14 protein-coding genes and 4 tRNA genes are annotated in these 16,708 nt (G+C 35.4%); all 18 read right to left on the reverse strand.

The window, feature by feature from the left end; all coding sequences use genetic code 11:
- Positions 1–106: 106 nt before the first annotated feature.
- The gene (locus A3SG_RS0113680) at positions 107–460 is read right to left on the reverse strand and encodes a hypothetical protein (protein WP_016990579.1); all 354 of its coding nucleotides are present in this window, start codon (positions 458–460) and stop codon (positions 107–109) included.
- A 266-nt stretch (positions 461–726) separates the two neighbouring features.
- Positions 727–1,038, reverse strand: coding sequence for a DUF3467 domain-containing protein (locus A3SG_RS0113685; RefSeq protein WP_016990580.1), 312 nt, complete (start codon positions 1,036–1,038; stop codon positions 727–729).
- A gap of 9 nt (positions 1,039–1,047) precedes the next feature.
- Positions 1,048–5,364, reverse strand: coding sequence for a DNA-directed RNA polymerase subunit beta' (rpoC, locus tag A3SG_RS0113690; protein WP_016990581.1), 4,317 nt, complete (start codon positions 5,362–5,364; stop codon positions 1,048–1,050).
- Positions 5,365–5,646: 282 nt separating this feature from the next.
- Positions 5,647–9,459 (reverse strand): DNA-directed RNA polymerase subunit beta, encoded by a 3,813-nt coding sequence (gene rpoB / locus A3SG_RS0113695; RefSeq protein WP_016990582.1) that lies wholly within the window; start codon positions 9,457–9,459, stop codon positions 5,647–5,649.
- A 271-nt stretch (positions 9,460–9,730) separates the two neighbouring features.
- Positions 9,731–10,099 carry a 50S ribosomal protein L7/L12 gene (rplL, locus tag A3SG_RS0113700; RefSeq protein ID WP_016990583.1) on the reverse strand — a complete coding sequence of 123 codons (369 nt, stop codon included), beginning with the start codon at positions 10,097–10,099 and terminating at the stop codon, positions 9,731–9,733.
- A gap of 91 nt (positions 10,100–10,190) precedes the next feature.
- Positions 10,191–10,697 (reverse strand): 50S ribosomal protein L10, encoded by a 507-nt coding sequence (gene rplJ / locus A3SG_RS0113705; protein ID WP_016990584.1) that lies wholly within the window; start codon positions 10,695–10,697, stop codon positions 10,191–10,193.
- 22 nt (positions 10,698–10,719) lie between these two features.
- Positions 10,720–11,409: a 50S ribosomal protein L1 gene (rplA, locus tag A3SG_RS0113710; RefSeq protein WP_016990585.1), complete on the reverse strand. Its 690-nt coding sequence runs from the start codon at positions 11,407–11,409 to the stop codon at positions 10,720–10,722.
- 13 nt (positions 11,410–11,422) lie between these two features.
- Positions 11,423–11,860 carry a 50S ribosomal protein L11 gene (rplK, locus tag A3SG_RS0113715; RefSeq protein WP_016990586.1) on the reverse strand — a complete coding sequence of 146 codons (438 nt, stop codon included), beginning with the start codon at positions 11,858–11,860 and terminating at the stop codon, positions 11,423–11,425.
- A gap of 67 nt (positions 11,861–11,927) precedes the next feature.
- Positions 11,928–12,479, reverse strand: coding sequence for a transcription termination/antitermination protein NusG (gene nusG / locus A3SG_RS0113720; protein ID WP_029596817.1), 552 nt, complete (start codon positions 12,477–12,479; stop codon positions 11,928–11,930).
- An 8-nt stretch (positions 12,480–12,487) separates the two neighbouring features.
- Positions 12,488–12,685, reverse strand: a complete 198-nt coding sequence (secE, locus tag A3SG_RS0113725; protein ID WP_029596818.1) for a preprotein translocase subunit SecE — start codon at positions 12,683–12,685, stop codon at positions 12,488–12,490.
- 17 nt (positions 12,686–12,702) lie between these two features.
- Positions 12,703–12,773: transfer RNA gene (locus A3SG_RS0113730), tRNA-Trp, on the reverse strand.
- Between the two features lie 57 nt (positions 12,774–12,830).
- Positions 12,831–14,018 carry an elongation factor Tu gene (tuf, locus tag A3SG_RS0113735; protein WP_016990588.1) on the reverse strand — a complete coding sequence of 396 codons (1,188 nt, stop codon included), beginning with the start codon at positions 14,016–14,018 and terminating at the stop codon, positions 12,831–12,833.
- A 54-nt stretch (positions 14,019–14,072) separates the two neighbouring features.
- Positions 14,073–14,144, reverse strand: a tRNA-Thr gene (locus A3SG_RS0113740).
- A 36-nt stretch (positions 14,145–14,180) separates the two neighbouring features.
- A tRNA-Tyr gene (locus A3SG_RS0113745) sits at positions 14,181–14,261 on the reverse strand.
- A gap of 34 nt (positions 14,262–14,295) precedes the next feature.
- Positions 14,296–14,369: transfer RNA gene (locus A3SG_RS0113750), tRNA-Thr, on the reverse strand.
- 92 nt (positions 14,370–14,461) lie between these two features.
- Positions 14,462–14,764 carry a ribosome hibernation-promoting factor, HPF/YfiA family gene (gene hpf, locus A3SG_RS0113755; protein ID WP_016990589.1) on the reverse strand — a complete coding sequence of 101 codons (303 nt, stop codon included), beginning with the start codon at positions 14,762–14,764 and terminating at the stop codon, positions 14,462–14,464.
- A 36-nt stretch (positions 14,765–14,800) separates the two neighbouring features.
- On the reverse strand, positions 14,801–15,694 hold the full coding sequence (locus tag A3SG_RS0113760; protein ID WP_016990590.1) for a tyrosine-type recombinase/integrase: 894 nt from the start codon (positions 15,692–15,694) through the stop codon (positions 14,801–14,803).
- A 79-nt stretch (positions 15,695–15,773) separates the two neighbouring features.
- Positions 15,774–15,968, reverse strand: coding sequence for a 30S ribosomal protein S21 (rpsU, locus tag A3SG_RS0113765; protein WP_029596819.1), 195 nt, complete (start codon positions 15,966–15,968; stop codon positions 15,774–15,776).
- Positions 15,969–16,708 lie beyond the last annotated feature (740 nt).

The following is a 16,708-nucleotide window of genomic DNA, read 5'->3' on the forward strand; positions in this document are numbered from 1 at the left end:
GTAATAGTTATTTTACTTAAATTACTAGTAGTAATAAAAACGTAACTAATTAAAATAGTCGTTTTTTTTTTTTTTGTGGTTATAGATATTTGCTTTTAAATTCACTTTAAGCTATTGCACTTTCAAAATTAACGGCTTTCTTTAAAAAAGCTTTAATCAAAAGACGATTAGGTGCTAATCCAGAAGTCATAATTTGCTTCTTTGTGTTTATTCCATCATTTGAAATAGTACTATTTGGATTTTGTTTAGAACCCATGAACCAAAGAACAAATTCAACGTTTGTAGCTGCTTTATTGTCTTGTCCTACCTCGTTAACCGCTCTTTCATTTATAGCAGACACAACTACATCACTTTCTTTACTTTGGCTAAACATAGAAACATTACAAACCAACATAAAAATAAATAGTAAGAAAATATTTCCTCTTTTTATAGAGTCATTAGGTACAGAAGATTTGTTCATAAGAAACTTTGGTTTGGAGAAAAACACTACGTGTTTTTAATTCTGTGCCAAAATTACTGTATCAATACCTCTTTCTAAAATATTTCCGATAAACAACCATTATATTCGTTTAGCTACAGAAACACCCACTACAGCACAGAGGCATACATTCTCTCGCTATCCCATTAAAACAGAGCACAAATCAATTACTTCTCTTCTCATATCAGCATAAAAAAAACAATACAGTACTAAAAAAGGCCCCATTTCTGGAGCCTTTTTATATGAAATTATGCTTGTCCTGCTGGACCAAAATTTAGAGGTATCGGAGGTTGTTCGCTGTCTTTAATTTCGCCATGGGCTTGTTCAAAACGGTGAATGTTTTCTCCAATTGCCTTCAATAATCTTTTGGCATGCTGCGGTGTCAAGACTATTCTTGATTTCACTTTGGCCTTAGGAATACCAGGCATGATACTTACAAAATCGAGAACAAACTCTGATGACGAATGATTGATAATAGCTAAGTTAGAATAAATTCCTTCCGCTATTTTTTCATCCAATTCAATGTTAATCTGCTCTTGTTGTTGATTAGAATTACTCATATCTTAGTTTTAATATATATATTCCTCTTTATTTGCCATCATATCATTATAATCTTCTTTTGAACCAACGATAGTGTGATCATATTCTCTCATACCTGTTCCTGCAGGAATTCTATGTCCTACAATTACATTTTCTTTCAATCCTTCTAAGTAATCAATCTTACCTGCAACGGCAGCTTCGTTTAATACTTTAGTTGTCTCTTGGAAAGAAGCCGCAGAGATAAATGATTTTGTTTGTAGCGATGCTCTTGTGATACCTTGTAAAACAGGAGTACCAGTCGCAGTGATAACCTCACGAGCTACAACAATATTTTTATCGTTACGTTTCAGTAATGAGTTTTCATCACGAAGTTCTCTAGGAGAAACGATCTGACCTTCTTTCAGGTTAGCTGAATCACCAGCATCCTCAACCACTTTCATACCATATAATTTATCATTTTGAAAGATAAAATCTTTTGTATGAATTAATTGATCTTCTAAGAATAAAGTATCACCTGGATCTTGAACTCTAACTTTACGCATCATTTGACGTATTACTACCTCAAAGTGCTTATCGTTAATTTTCACCCCTTGTAGACGGTATACTTCTTGAATTTCATTTACCAAGTACTGTTGAACAGCAGCAGGTCCTTTAATTCTCAAAATATCTTCTGGAGTAATTGCTCCATCAGACAATGGTACACCAGCTCTAACAAAGTCATTCTCTTGAACAAGAATTTGACTTGATAGTTTAACTAGATACTTTCTAACATCACCAAACTTAGATTCGATAATGATCTCACGGTTACCTCTTTTAATTTTTCCAAAAGAAACAACACCATCAATTTCTGAAACTACAGCAGGGTTTGAAGGGTTACGCGCTTCAAGCAATTCGGTAATTCTTGGTAAACCTCCTGTAATATCTCCTGATTTAGAAGAACGACGTGGAATTTTAACCAATACTTTACCTGCTTTAATTTTCTCACCGTTTTCAACCATCAAGTGGGCACCAACAGGTAAGTTATAAGAACGTATCAACTCACCATCCTTACCATAAACTAATAAAGTAGGAATTAATTTTTTAGCTCTTGACTCAGAAATTACTTTTTCTTGGAAACCAGTTTGCTCATCAATTTCAACCATGAAAGATTGACCTTGCTCTAACTCTTCGTAAGCAATTTTACCGGTAAATTCCGAAACAATAACTCCGTTATATGGATCCCATTTACAGATTACTTCTCCTTTATCAACGGATTGACCATCTTTCACAAAAATACTTGAACCATAAGGAATATTATGTGTATTTAAGAGAATTCCAGTTTTCTCGTCAATTAGTTTCAATTCAGTAGAACGCGAAACAACGATATCAACAGCATTACCCTCGTTATCTTCTCCTTTAACAGTTTTTATATCTTCAATTTCAAGTTTACCCTTGAATTTTGTAATGATACTTGATTCCTCAGAAATACCACCCGCTACCCCTCCAACGTGGAAAGTACGTAATGTCAATTGTGTTCCTGGCTCACCAATAGATTGTGCTGCAATAACTCCTACTGCTTCACCTCTTTGCGTCATCTTACCAGTCGCTAAGTTTCTACCGTAACATTTAGCACAAATACCTTTTAACGCTTCACAAACAAGAGGCGAACGCACTTCCACTTTCTCGATTGGAGAAGCGTCAATTGTTTTCATGATAACCTCAGTGATTTGTTGTCCAGATTGTACTAAAACCTCGTTAGTTAAAGGATTTATTACGTCCTGCAATGCAACACGTCCTAAGATTCTTTCTCCTAAGGTTTCAACAATTTCTTCATTCTTTTTCAATGCTGATACTTCAACACCTCTTAATGTTCCACAGTCTTCAATGTTAACAATAACATCTTGAGAAACATCATGCAGTCTTCTTGTTAAATAACCTGCATCCGCCGTTTTCAAGGCAGTATCCGCAAGACCTTTACGCGCACCGTGAGTAGAAATAAAGTACTCAAGGATCGAAAGACCTTCTTTAAAGTTAGAAAGAATTGGATTTTCAATAATTTCACCACCACCAGCAGTCGATTTTTTAGGCTTAGCCATCAAACCACGCATACCAGTTAACTGACGAATTTGTTCTTTGGAACCCCTTGCTCCAGAATCAAGCATCATGTACACGGAGTTGAAACCTTGTTGGTCTTCTCTAATGTTTTTCATTGCTAGTTCTGTCAATTGAGCATTGGCAGAAGTCCATACATCAATAACTTGGTTGTAACGTTCGTTATTGGTAATAAGACCCATATTATAGTTTACAGAAATACCTTCAACTTGTGTTCTAGCATCTGCAATTAATTGTGGTTTTTGATCTGGAATTCTAATATCACCTAATGAGAATGACAATCCACCTTTAAAGGCAAATTTGTATCCCATGTCTTTCATATTATCTAAGAAAGCTGCCGTTTCAGGTACACTAGTCGCGTTTAATACGTGACCAATAATATCTCTAAGGTTTTTCTTAGTCAATACATCATTGATGTATCCAGCTGCTTCCGGTACTACCTCATTAAAGATAACACGTCCAGCAGTAGTTTGAATAATTTTATATACTAACTCTCCAGCTTCATTAAAATCTTTTGCTCTAATTTTCACACGAGCATTCAATTCTAATCTTCCTTCGTTTAAAGCAATATTTACTTCTTCGGCAGAGTAGAAAACAATTCCTTCACCTAAAATTTTGTGTTCTGGAGTAGACAAACGCTCTTTGGTCATATAATATAGACCCAAAACCATATCCTGAGAAGGTACTGTAATTGGCGCACCATTTGCAGGATTCAGAATGTTATGAGAAGCCAACATTAATAGTTGCGCTTCAAGAATAGCTTCTGGTCCTAATGGTAAATGTACCGCCATTTGATCTCCATCAAAATCCGCATTAAATGCGGTACAAACTAAAGGGTGCAATTGGATTGCTTTTCCTTCAATTAATTTTGGTTGGAATGCTTGTATACCTAATCTGTGCAAAGTAGGAGCACGATTCAGCAATATTGGGTGTCCTTTAATTACATTTTCAAGGATATCCCAAACTACAGGTTCTTTTTTGTCTATTATTTTCTTCGCTGATTTCACTGTTTTTACAATTCCTCTTTCTATCAATTTACGGATAACGAAAGGTTTGTATAATTCAGCTGCCATATCTTTAGGAATACCACATTCGAACAATTTCAATTCAGGTCCAACAACAATTACCGAACGAGCAGAATAATCTACACGTTTTCCAAGTAAGTTTTGACGGAAACGTCCTTGCTTACCTTTTAGGGAATCAGATAATGATTTTAAGGGTCTGTTTGATTCTGTTTTTACAGCAGAAGCTTTACGTGTATTATCAAATAATGAATCTACCGATTCTTGCAACATACGCTTTTCGTTTCTTAAGATAACTTCTGGAGCTTTAATCTCCATTAATCTTTTCAAACGGTTATTACGGATAATTACACGACGGTATAAATCATTTAAATCTGAAGTTGCAAAACGACCTCCATCAAGTGGCACAAGTGGACGTAATTCTGGTGGAATAACTGGTACAACTTTCATAATCATCCACTCAGGACGATTCTCACGGTTCAAGTTAGACTCACGGAACGATTCAACAACTTGTAATCTTTTTAATGCTTCTGTCTTACGTTGTTTAGACGTTTCAGTGTTAGCATTATGTCTTAATTGGTATGATAATTCATCAAGATCAATTCTTGCCAATAAGTCCATGATACACTCTGCTCCCATTTTGGCAACAAACTTATTTGGATCAAAATCGTCAAGATATTGATTGTCTGCAGGAAGTGTATCTAAAATATTAAGATATTCTTCTTCTGTTAAGAAATCTAATCTCTTTACTGATTCTCCTTCGCCATTAACTGCAATACCAGCTTGGATTACTACGTATCTTTCGTAGTAAATAATCATATCTAATTTCTTAGATGGAAGACCAAGTATGTATCCAATCTTATTTGGAAGGGAACGGAAATACCAGATATGAGCAATTGGCACAACAAGATTGATGTGTCCTACTCTGTCTCTACGTACTTTTTTCTCTGTAACTTCAACACCACAACGGTCACAAATGATTCCTTTGTAGCGAATTCTCTTGTATTTACCACAAGCACATTCAAAATCTTTTACTGGTCCAAAAATTCTTTCACAGAAAAGACCGTCACGCTCAGGCTTGTGCGTACGGTAGTTGATGGTTTCTGGCTTTAAAACCTCACCTCTTGATTCTTTCAAGATAGATTCAGGAGAAGCTAAACCAATAGATATTTTATTGAATCTTTTTACAGGATTCTTATCTTTATTATTATTGTTATTTCTATTATTCATCATAGTTTTTACTATTGATTTATTAGCAATTGAAAATTGATTGTAGACTAATGTTTCACTTTTACCTATCTAGCCAATGGCTTAAGTAAAGAGTTATATCATTACTCTAATACCTCGGATTACTTCTCTAAACTTTAAAAAAATACTTAAAGCGCTATCTATGAAACTATTATAGTTTGCATAAAAAATCGGAACGGGTTACGGGTACAAATCCTAAAAACTTTTAAAAATGAGTAATCAGTTTCCAGATATCACTATCCGAAAACTGACAACTACTAAACTTATTTATTCTTCTAATCTAATGTCAAGACCAAGACCTTTCAGTTCATGCATCAATACATTAAATGATTCAGGTAAGCCTGGTTCTGGCATTGATTCTCCTTTTACGATTGCTTCGTAAGTTTTAGCTCTACCAATCACATCATCAGACTTCACAGTCAAGATTTCTCTAAGTGTACTTGATGCTCCATAAGCCTCAAGCGCCCAAACTTCCATCTCTCCAAAACGTTGTCCACCAAATTGTGCTTTACCACCAAGAGGTTGTTGTGTAATTAATGAGTATGGACCAATTGAACGCGCGTGCATCTTATCATCAACCATATGTCCTAACTTCAACATATAAATTACACCAACAGTTGCTGCTTGATGAAAACGCTCTCCTGTTCCACCATCATAAAGGTAGGTATGTCCAAAACGTGGTATTCCAGCTTCGTCAGTCAATTCATTGATTTGGTCTAGTGAAGCACCATCAAATATTGGAGTAGCATATTTTCTACCCAACTTTTGTCCAGCCCAACCTAAAACAGTTTCATAAATTTGACCAATGTTCATACGGGAAGGCACACCTAACGGGTTCAACACAATATCAACTGGCGTTCCGTCTTCAAGGAAAGGCATATCTTCATGACGAACAATACGAGCAACAATACCTTTGTTTCCGTGACGTCCTGCCATTTTATCCCCAACTTTCAACTTACGTTTTTTGGCAATATATACTTTAGCTAATTTCAAAATTCCAGCTGGCAATTCATCCCCAACAGAAATTGTAAACTTTTCTCTTCTTAATGCGCCTTGTAAATCATTCAACTTAATTTTATAGTTATGAATTAATTCATTCACCATTTTATTAGTTGAGTCATCCGCAACCCATTGACCTTTGCTTAAGTGGGCAAAATCTTCAACAGCGTAAAGCATTTTTTGAGTATATTTTTTACCTTTTGGTAAAACTTCTTCACCCAAATCATTCATTACACCCTGAGAAGTTTTCCCATTAACGATCAAGAAAAGCTTTTCTACTAACTTGTCTTTTAATTCAACAAACTTCACTTCGTATTCCATTTCAAGTGCTCCTAGAGCATCCTTGTCTTGTGTACGTTTACGTTTGTCTTTTACCGCTCTTGCAAACAGTTTTTTGTCAAGAACTACACCATGTAGAGATGGAGACGCTTTTAATGAAGCATCTTTTACATCACCTGCTTTGTCCCCGAAGATTGCACGGAGCAATTTCTCTTCTGGAGTAGGATCTGATTCCCCTTTTGGCGTAATTTTTCCGATAAGAATATCACCAGGTTTTACCTCGGCTCCAATTCTAATCATACCATTCTCATCTAAATCTTTAGTAGCTTCTTCAGAAACGTTTGGTATATCATTTGTCAATTCTTCGTTACCTAATTTAGTATCTCTAACTTCTAATGAATAATCATCCACGTGGATAGAGGTAAAAATGTCGTCACGAACCACTTTTTCAGAAATAACAATCGCATCCTCAAAGTTGTATCCCTTCCAAGGCATGAACGCAACTTTAAGGTTTCTACCTAAAGCTAGTTCACCATTTTCGGTTGCATATCCTTCTGACAATACTTGACCAAGAACTACTCTATCCCCTCTTCTTACAATAGGTTTAAGATTGATACTTGTACCTTGATTGGTTTTTCTGAATTTAATTAGATTATATGTTTTCTCATCAGAATCAAAACTAACCATTCTTTCTTCTTCCGAACGATCATATTTAATAGTAATGATGTTTGCATCAACATATTCTATAACTCCATCCCCTTCTGCGTTAATTAAAACTCTAGAATCTGAAGCTACTTGACGCTCTAAACCAGTTCCAACAATTGGTGCCTCAGGACGAATTAATGGTACAGCTTGACGCATCATGTTAGATCCCATCAAAGCTCTATTCGCATCATCATGTTCCAAGAAAGGAATTAAAGATGCAGAAATTGAAGCAATTTGATTTGGTGCAACATCTGCGTAATCAACATTTACAGGGTCAATTACAGGGAAATCACCTTCTTGACGTGCAATTACGTTTTCGGCAGTAATTTTTCCAGAATTGTCCATCTGAATATTTGCTTGAGAAATCAACATTCCTTCTTCCTCTTCAGCACTTAAGTAAATTGGCGTTGACACTAAATCCACAACTCCATTAGTTACTTTACGGTAAGGTGTTTCAATAAAACCCATTCCGTTCACTTTAGCATAAACTCCAAGAGAAGATATCAAACCAATGTTTGGTCCCTCTGGCGTTTCAATTGGACACAAACGTCCATAGTGCGTATAGTGAACATCACGAACTTCAAAACCAGCTCTCTCTCTCGAAAGTCCACCTGGGCCTAACGCAGATAATCTTCTTTTGTGCGTAATCTCAGCAAGTGGATTCGTTTGATCCATAAACTGAGACAATTGGTTTGTTCCAAAGAATGAGTTAATAACAGACGATAATGTTTTCGCATTAATCAAATCTATTGGTGTAAACACCTCATTATCTCGAACGTTCATACGCTCTCTAATAGTTCTCGCCATACGCGCTAAACCAACACCGAATTGTTGAGACAATTGTTCTCCAACTGTTCTTACACGACGGTTTGATAAGTGATCAATATCATCTATATCTGCTTTCGCATTTATTAATTCAATCAAATATTTTACAATAGTAATAATATCTTCTTTGGTAAGCACTTGCTTTTCCATTGGGATATCAAGACCAAGTTTTTTATTCATTCTATAACGACCTACTTCACCTAAGTTATAACGTTGGTCTGAGAAGAATAATTTATCTATAATACCACGAGCAGTTTCTTCATCAGGCGGTTCTGCATTACGCAATTGTCTATAAATGTGCTCAACAGCTTCTTTTTCAGAATTTGTTGGATCTTTTTGTAACGTATTATGGATAATAGCATAATCAGCTTGATTAGCATCTTCCTTGTGCAACAAAATAGATTTAACGTTAGAATCAATGATTTCCTCTACATTATCTTTATCAATAATGGTATCTCTATCAAGGATTATTTCGTTACGTTCGATAGAAACTACTTCACCAGTATCTTCATCAACGAAATCTTCATGCCATGTATTTAATACACGAGCAGCTAATTTTCTACCAATATACTTTTTAAGTCCAGTTTTAGAAACCTTAATTTCCTCAGCAAGGTCAAAAATCTCAAGGATATCCTTGTCTCTTTCAAAACCAATTGCACGGAATAAAGTTGTAACAGGTAACTTTTTCTTTCTGTCGATATAAGCGTACATTACACTATTAATATCTGTAGAAAATTCTATCCAAGAACCTTTGAAAGGAATTACTCTGGCAGAATATAATTTTGTCCCATTAGCATGAAAAGACTGACCAAAGAATACTCCTGGTGATCTATGTAGCTGAGAGACTACAACACGTTCAGCACCATTTATTACAAAGGTACCGCTAGGTGTCATATAAGGAATTGTCCCAAGATATACATCTTGAACAATAGTTTCAAAATCTTCGTGCTCAGGATCTGTACAATATAGTTTTAACCTTGCTTTTAAAGGTACACTATGAGTTAGACCTCTTTCTATACACTCTTGAATTGTATAACGCGGTGGATCCACGAAATAGTCAAGGAATTCCAATACAAAGTTATTTCTTGTATCTGTAATTGGAAAATTTTCCATGAAGGTGTTATAAAGTCCTTCATTGCCTCTTTCATCAGATTTAGTTTCTAACTGAAAAAAATCTTGAAAAGATTTAACCTGAACATCTAGAAAATCTGGATAGTTCGGGATGTTTTTTGTAGAGGCAAAATTCAATCTTTCGGTCTGATTTGTTATCATCAATGGACAAAATTTTGATTAAAAAAGTAATTTTTTTTGTATAAATATTTTTCTTTATACATTTATTTCACAACCATAACATCTTTAAAAACCAATTTAGGATAACTACTTTCTTATTATCTGTTAATTTTTTTTCCTCGTAATGGGTAAAATGGATTTGCTAACGTAGCTTATAATACAATAAGCAGGACAGACTTTTGTTATACGAAAAATGGTTTAGGCCTTTGGATGTACATCCAAGACCTAAACCTAATTCCTAAACTGTGTTTAACTATTTAAGCTCAACAACAGCTCCAGCTTCTTCTAAAGATTTCTTCAAAGCTTCTGCCTCATCTTTAGTTACACCTTCTTTAACGTTACTTGGAGCGCTATCAACTACATCCTTAGCTTCTTTCAAACCTAAACCTGTAAGTTCTTTCACCATCTTCACAACTGCTAACTTAGAAGCACCAGCTTCTTTCAATACAACTGTAAATTCTGTTTGAACTTCTTCAGCAGCACCATCACCACCACCCGATACTACTACAGTTGCAGCAGCTGGTTCAATTCCGTACTCGTCTTTCAATATTGTTGCTAATTCGTTAACTTCTTTTACAGTTAAATTAACTAATTGTTCCGCGAATTGTTTCAAATCTGCCATTTTTTCTATCGTTTTAAAATGTTTTGTAAAATTATATTTTGTTTATTGTGCGCATTGTAAATAACATAAATCGAGTCTTCCTCTCTCTATATTATGCCTCTGTTTCAGCAACGTCTTCGTTAGCGAATTGGTTTTGAAGTGCCGAAATAACTCTCTGTGCAGGCGCCTGAAGCAATCCAATAAGTTCACCGATAAGTTCTTCCCTAGATTTAATAGTTGCCAGTGCATCTAATTGATCATCTCCAATATAAACTTCAGCATTGATATAAGCTCCTTTCAAAACCGGCTTAGCCGATTTCTTACGAAAATCTTTAATTATCTTACCTGGTCCATTTGCAACGTCTGAAATAAATATAGCGCTATTACCAGTCAGTACTGTTGGTAATTCACCGTAATCATTTGCAGAAGCCTCCATTGCCTTAACAAGCAACGTGTTCTTTATAACCTCTAATTTAATACCCGCCTTAAAACAGGCCCTTCTCAATTTTGAAGTAATATCTGCATTTAACCCAGAAATATCTGCTACGTAAACAATATTTGCCTCGGCTAACTGTGCAGTTAAATCTTCAATCGCGATTGATTTTTCTTCTCTAGTCATACTAAAAATTATTAACTACCAATTATACTGCTTTTGGGTCTAATGCAATAGCAGGACTCATAGTGCTTGTTAGGTAGATACTTTTGATATATACCCCTTTAGCAGCAGTTGGCTTAAGTTTGATTAATGTTTGAATAATTTCGTGTGCATTGTCAACAATTTGTTCAGCTCCAAAAGAAACTTTACCAATTCCTGCATGTACGATACCAGTTTTATCAACTTTGAAATCGATTTTACCAGCTTTAACCTCTGCAACAGCTTTTGCAACATCCATAGTTACAGTACCTGTTTTAGGGTTTGGCATTAAACCTCTAGGTCCTAAAATACGACCTAAGGGACCTAATTTACCCATAACGCTTGGCATGGTGATAATAACATCAACATCCGTCCAACCATCTTTAATTTTTTGTAAATACTCGTCAAGACCTACATAGTCTGCCCCAGCAGCAATAGCTTCCGCTTCTTTATCCGGAGTAACCAATGCCAATACTTTAACATCTTTACCAGTTCCATGAGGCAATGTTACCACACCTCTTACCATTTGATTCGCTTTCCTTGGATCTACACCCAAACGTACTGCGATATCAACAGACTCGTCAAATTTTGCAGATGCAACATCTTTTAATAATGCCGCAGCATCTTTCAAAGAGTACATTCTGTTTTTATCAATTTTTGAAGCAGCCTCTTTTTGCTTTTTTGTCAATTTTGCCATGTCTTTCTTTTAATTAAAAAGGAGCGTCTCCTGATACAGTTATACCCATAGATTTAGCTGTTCCAACAACCATACTCATTGCAGACTCTAAAGTGAATGCATTTAAGTCGGGCATCTTGTCTTCAGCAATAGCTCTAATTTGTTCCCAAGTAACACTAGCTACTTTTTTACGATTAGGCTCACCAGAACCAGATTTTAGCTTCGCAGCTTCCATTAACTGAACAGCTGCAGGCGGAGTTTTAACAACAAATTCAAACGATTTGTCTTTATACACAGTAATTTGTACTGGGCATATTTTGCCGGCTTTATCTTGAGTTCTCGCATTGAATTGCTTACAGAACTCCATGATGTTTACACCAGCAGCTCCTAAAGCAGGTCCAACCGGTGGCGATGGATTCGCAGCACCTCCCTTAACTTGTAGTTTAACTACTTTACTAATTTCTTTAGCCATTTTTTAAAAAATTTAACACTACAACCAATAGGAAGCGATTGCAATGGATATTATATGTAACAAAATATTATACTTTTTCAACCTGCATAAACCCTAACTCTAATGGTGTCTTTCTTCCGAAAATTTTCACCATAACTTCTAGTTTACGCTTCTCTTCATTAATTTTTTCAACCGTACCATTAAAACCATTAAAAGGCCCATCAATAACCTTTATGGTCTCACCTAAGTTGAACGGAATAGAACGAGTATCTGCATTTACTGCCAACTCATCTACCTTACCTAACATTCTATTTACTTCTGAAAGTCTTAACGGTACTGGCTCGCCGCCTTTAATTTCACCTAAAAAACCAATAACACTTGTTATACCTTTAATAATATGAGGTATCTCACCAATCAGATTTGCTTCAATCATGACGTAACCAGGAAAATATACTTTATCCTTGATCAATTTCTTCCCATCCTTTACAGTTACTACTTTTTCCGTCGGAACTAGTACTTGAGAAACATAGTCCCCCATCTCTAATCTAGAGATTTCGTTTTCTATGTAAGCTTTCACCTTATTCTCCTGCCCACTTACCGCACGAACAACATACCACTTTTTTAGATTACTATCAGTCATAACGAAATTTAGGCTTTTATCCAATTAAAAAATCCAGCTAATGCTGATGCAAAAAATTCATCTACTCCCCATGTTGCCAAAGCGAATAATACAGAAAAAATAGCCACAACAATCGTTAGACGTTGTACTTCAGGCCACTCTGGCCAAGTCATATTTGACTTTAATTCCTCAAATGATTCTGATATGTAATTAACTATTTTTGCCATTATGATATATTTTTTTGCACGGGCGGAGGGATTCGAACCCCCATCAACGGTTTTGGAGACCGCTATTCTACCCTTGAACTACGCCCGTTTATTAAAAACCAGTGTCCCTTAAAAAACGACACTGATTTTAAAATTATTTATAGGATTATGCTACAATCTCAGTTACCTGACCTGCACCTACTGTTCTACCACCTTCACGGATAGCAAAACGTAAACCAACACTTAATGCGATTGCACTAAGCAATACAACATCAATAGTTAAGTTATCCCCAGGCATAACCATTTCTACACCTTCTGGCAAAGTAATGATCCCTGTTACGTCAGTTGTACGTACGTAAAACTGTGGACGATAATTATTATGGAATGGTGTATGACGACCACCTTCTTCTTTTTTCAAGATATAAACCTCCGCTTTAAATGTAGCGTGTGGCTTAACTGAACCTGGCTTACAAATAACCATTCCTCTTTTGATGTCTTCTTTTTGAATACCTCTTAAAAGAATACCTACATTATCTCCAGCTTCTCCTCTATCAAGGATTTTACGGAACATCTCAACTCCTGTAATAGTAGAAGTTAATTTTTCAGCTCCCATACCAATGATTTCAACTGGATCTCCTGTATTAGCAACTCCTGTTTCGATACGACCTGTAGCAACAGTTCCACGACCAGTGATTGAGAATACATCCTCAACAGGCATCAAGAAAGGTTTTGCAACATCTCTAACTGGCTCTTCGATCCAAGCATCAACAGCTTCCATCAATTCAAGAATTTTCGGTACCCAAGCTGGATCATTATTCAATCCACCTAAAGCAGATCCTTGAATAACCGGTCCATTATCTCCATCATATTCGTAGAAAGATAACAAGTCTCTGATTTCCATCTCAACGAGTTCAAGTAACTCCTCATCATCAACCATATCCACTTTATTCATGAATACAACCATTCTAGGAATACCAACTTGGCGACCTAATAGGATGTGCTCACGTGTTTGTGGCATTGGTCCATCTGTAGCAGCTACAACAAGAATAGCACCATCCATTTGAGCAGCTCCTGTAACCATGTTCTTTACGTAATCCGCGTGACCTGGACAGTCAACGTGAGCGTAATGACGATTAGCAGTTTCATACTCAACGTGTGATGTATTAATTGTAATACCTCTTTCTTTTTCTTCTGGAGCATTATCAATTTGATCAAATGATTTTGCTTGACAGTAACCTGCATCAGATAACACTTTAGTTATCGCTGCAGTTAATGTAGTTTTTCCGTGATCCACGTGCCCAATTGTACCAATGTTTAAGTGGGGCTTGTTACGGTTAAAGGTTTCTTTTGCCATTTTACTTAATTTTTAATCTATTTATATATTTAATTTCAATCTCCTACTTACTTGAGCCAATGTCGGGAATTGAACCCGAGACCTCTTCCTTACCAAGGAAGCACTCTACCCCTGAGCTACATCGGCAGAGTTTTTAGCTTTAGATTTTCAAACCTAAAATTGTGGGGAGAGCAGGATTCGAACCTGCGAAGTTTACACAGCAGATTTACAGTCTGCCCTCGTTGGCCGCTTGAGTATCTCCCCCTTAACCATTATTCTGTACCATTATTTCAAAAAGAGCCGGTGGAGGGACTCGAACCCACGACCTGCTGATTACAAATCAGCTGCTCTAGCCAACTGAGCTACACTGGCATTATAAATAAAAAAAGTCCGCTATTTCTAACGGACTGCAAATGTAGAGATTTTATCTCTCAATCAAAACATTTTTTAAAAAAAGTTTTCTATTAAATATGTGTTCTCATTTTTTCTTTCCTTTTTACCAACAATCTCTCCAACGATACTGCCGATAACTCAATGGCTTCTTCAAATGTTTTACATTGTTTTTTAACCATAAAATCATCTCCAGGGACATTCATTTTTATTTCAACTACCTTGTTTTCCTTATCACTTGTCTTCTCCACTTTTAAGTAGACATCGGAACAAACGACCTTGTCATAATACTTCTCTAACTTATCCATTCTCTCTTGAACAAAACCTACTAATTTTCCGTCAACAGCAAAGTTAACTGCGTGAACATTTACCTTCATAATCAATTTTTTAATGGTTAAACATTTTTCGAACTGTTACTTATTTCTTGGGTGCGCCTCTTCATACACTTTTTTAAGCTCTGCCAAGCTACTGTGTGTGTAAATTTGTGTTGAAGCCAAACTAGAATGCCCTAACAATTCTTTCACTGAATTTAAATCGGCTCCGTTATTTAACAAATGAGTCGCAAACGTATGGCGTAAAATATGCGGACTCTTTTTTACCTTTTCGGAGACAGCACTAAAGTAAGTATTTATTAACCGATACACAAAAGAATCATTTAATTTTAACCCTTTTTTTGTAATAAAGAAACAACCAGAATCTTGAATGTTTTCAACCAGCGACCTTTCGTTAACATATAAAGAAAACTGCACAGCTGTAACAGGCAAAACCGGAAGAATTCTTTCTTTATTCCTTTTACCAAGGACCTTTATTGTATTACTTGATAAATCAATATCACTCCTTTTTAAATGAATCAACTCTGTTCGACGTATTCCAGTTGTGTACAATAAGTCAATTATTAATTTGTTTCTGACTTCTTCAAAACCTACAGGAACTTGCAGTCCTCCAATCACTTCAGCCATTTCCTTCTCCGAAAACGGAATTTGAAGCGCCTTAGCCGTTTTTAATGCCTTATGCTTCAATAGGGGATTGACTTGTATTTGTTTTGTTTTTAATAGAAACTTATAAAGCGCTTTTAAGGAAGCTACCTTTCTATTAACCGAAACATTCGACATATCCCCGTCTACGAGTGAAACGATCCAACTTCTAATTTGACTATAGTTTACTTCGTCTATATTCTCTTGATCGAAATGCGCTTTATTAAATGACTGGAAGCCCAGTATATCATTCAAATAAGCGCTTACAGTATGTGGAGAATACTTTTTCTCCTTTTGTAAATAATCACGGAACGCATCTATTGTGCTAACCATATAAAATAAATAAACCGTTAGCCTTCAAAGTTAAAAAACTTTAAGGACTAACGGCATTTATTGTAATAAAAGAAACTACTTAGTTTTCTAAGTTGTCTCTCATGTTTTGAATATAAGCTGCTTTTTGCACTTTAATTCTATTCTTCACAGACGGCTTAATAAACGCAGTACGCGCTCTTAACTGACGAACAGTTTTTGTTTTATCAAACTTTCTTTTATAGCGCTTTAATGCTCTATCGATATTTTCTCCTTCTTTAATTGGTATAATTAACATAATATTGACACCTCCTTTCGTTAAGTGTGCAAAAGTAGAAAACATTTTGAATTAAAAGGTATGAATTGTCTAAAAATACTAATCCAAACTACTTAATTATAAAAAAAATGCCATTCATCCTCTAAAAGAACTTAAAACTTACGAACGCCTTTATACTTTTACAGAGTTAAACGCCAAATTATGTTCTTTTAAATGACTTAAGAATTACAACGTCATTCCAATAGACGCTCTTTTTTCAAAAAGTAAAACATCTGTTTTTTTTTGCAGACAGACCTTCAATACCATTATCGAAATAACTCCATAAAAAAGGTCAAAATCAAAACTAAGAAACGTTAACCAACTAAATATATTTATTATAGCAAGATAGCAATTAGTTGCCTTTTATGTTTTGTGTATAAAAGGGTTATTAAACTTTAATTTTATTTTTTTTCAGAAGGCTTGATAAAAGTAACACGAGTTATTTACTAACAAAAAAACGCTGTTTTATCAAATTTTCATTATCTCCATTACTGCCGTTTCTATATTTTCTCCATCTTTAATTGATGTACTTGATGCAATACTAACAACCAAATTATTAAAGCACAATAAAGTAAACCAATATATCAATTGGATCCTTAAAGCATGATTCGCTTATCGTGGTGTGCCGGCAAATCACACTGCTATACCAAAACAGAATTTATTTTGCCGTAAGACTAATATCTTTACACAAAAAAAGAGCCAATAGCTATATTGACTCTTTT

Origin of the sequence: Flavobacterium sp. ACAM 123 (assembly GCF_000264055.1) — a bacterium.
In the GTDB taxonomy this organism is placed as follows: Bacteria; Bacteroidota; Bacteroidia; order Flavobacteriales; family Flavobacteriaceae; genus Flavobacterium.

Coding starts and splice junctions, on each gene's coding strand:
- A3SG_RS0113760 (WP_016990590.1), bottom strand. CDS start 15,694: ATGGTTAGCACAATAGATGCGTTCCGTGATTATTTACAAAAGGAGAAA.
- rpoB (WP_016990582.1), bottom strand. CDS start 9,459: ATGATAACAAATCAGACCGAAAGATTGAATTTTGCCTCTACAAAAAAC.
- secE (WP_029596818.1), bottom strand. CDS start 12,685: ATGGCAAAAATAGTTAATTACATATCAGAATCATTTGAGGAATTAAAG.
- rplL (WP_016990583.1), bottom strand. CDS start 10,099: ATGGCAGATTTGAAACAATTCGCGGAACAATTAGTTAATTTAACTGTA.
- rpsU (WP_029596819.1), bottom strand. CDS start 15,968: ATGTTAATTATACCAATTAAAGAAGGAGAAAATATCGATAGAGCATTA.
- nusG (WP_029596817.1), bottom strand. CDS start 12,479: ATGACTGATAGTAATCTAAAAAAGTGGTATGTTGTTCGTGCGGTAAGT.
- rplJ (WP_016990584.1), bottom strand. CDS start 10,697: ATGACTAGAGAAGAAAAATCAATCGCGATTGAAGATTTAACTGCACAG.
- A3SG_RS0113680 (WP_016990579.1), bottom strand. CDS start 460: ATGAACAAATCTTCTGTACCTAATGACTCTATAAAAAGAGGAAATATT.
- rpoC (WP_016990581.1), bottom strand. CDS start 5,364: ATGATGAATAATAGAAATAACAATAATAATAAAGATAAGAATCCTGTA.
- tuf (WP_016990588.1), bottom strand. CDS start 14,018: ATGGCAAAAGAAACCTTTAACCGTAACAAGCCCCACTTAAACATTGGT.
- A3SG_RS0113685 (WP_016990580.1), bottom strand. CDS start 1,038: ATGAGTAATTCTAATCAACAACAAGAGCAGATTAACATTGAATTGGAT.
- rplK (WP_016990586.1), bottom strand. CDS start 11,860: ATGGCTAAAGAAATTAGTAAAGTAGTTAAACTACAAGTTAAGGGAGGT.
- hpf (WP_016990589.1), bottom strand. CDS start 14,764: ATGAAGGTAAATGTTCACGCAGTTAACTTTGCTGTTGACGGAAAATTA.
- rplA (WP_016990585.1), bottom strand. CDS start 11,409: ATGGCAAAATTGACAAAAAAGCAAAAAGAGGCTGCTTCAAAAATTGAT.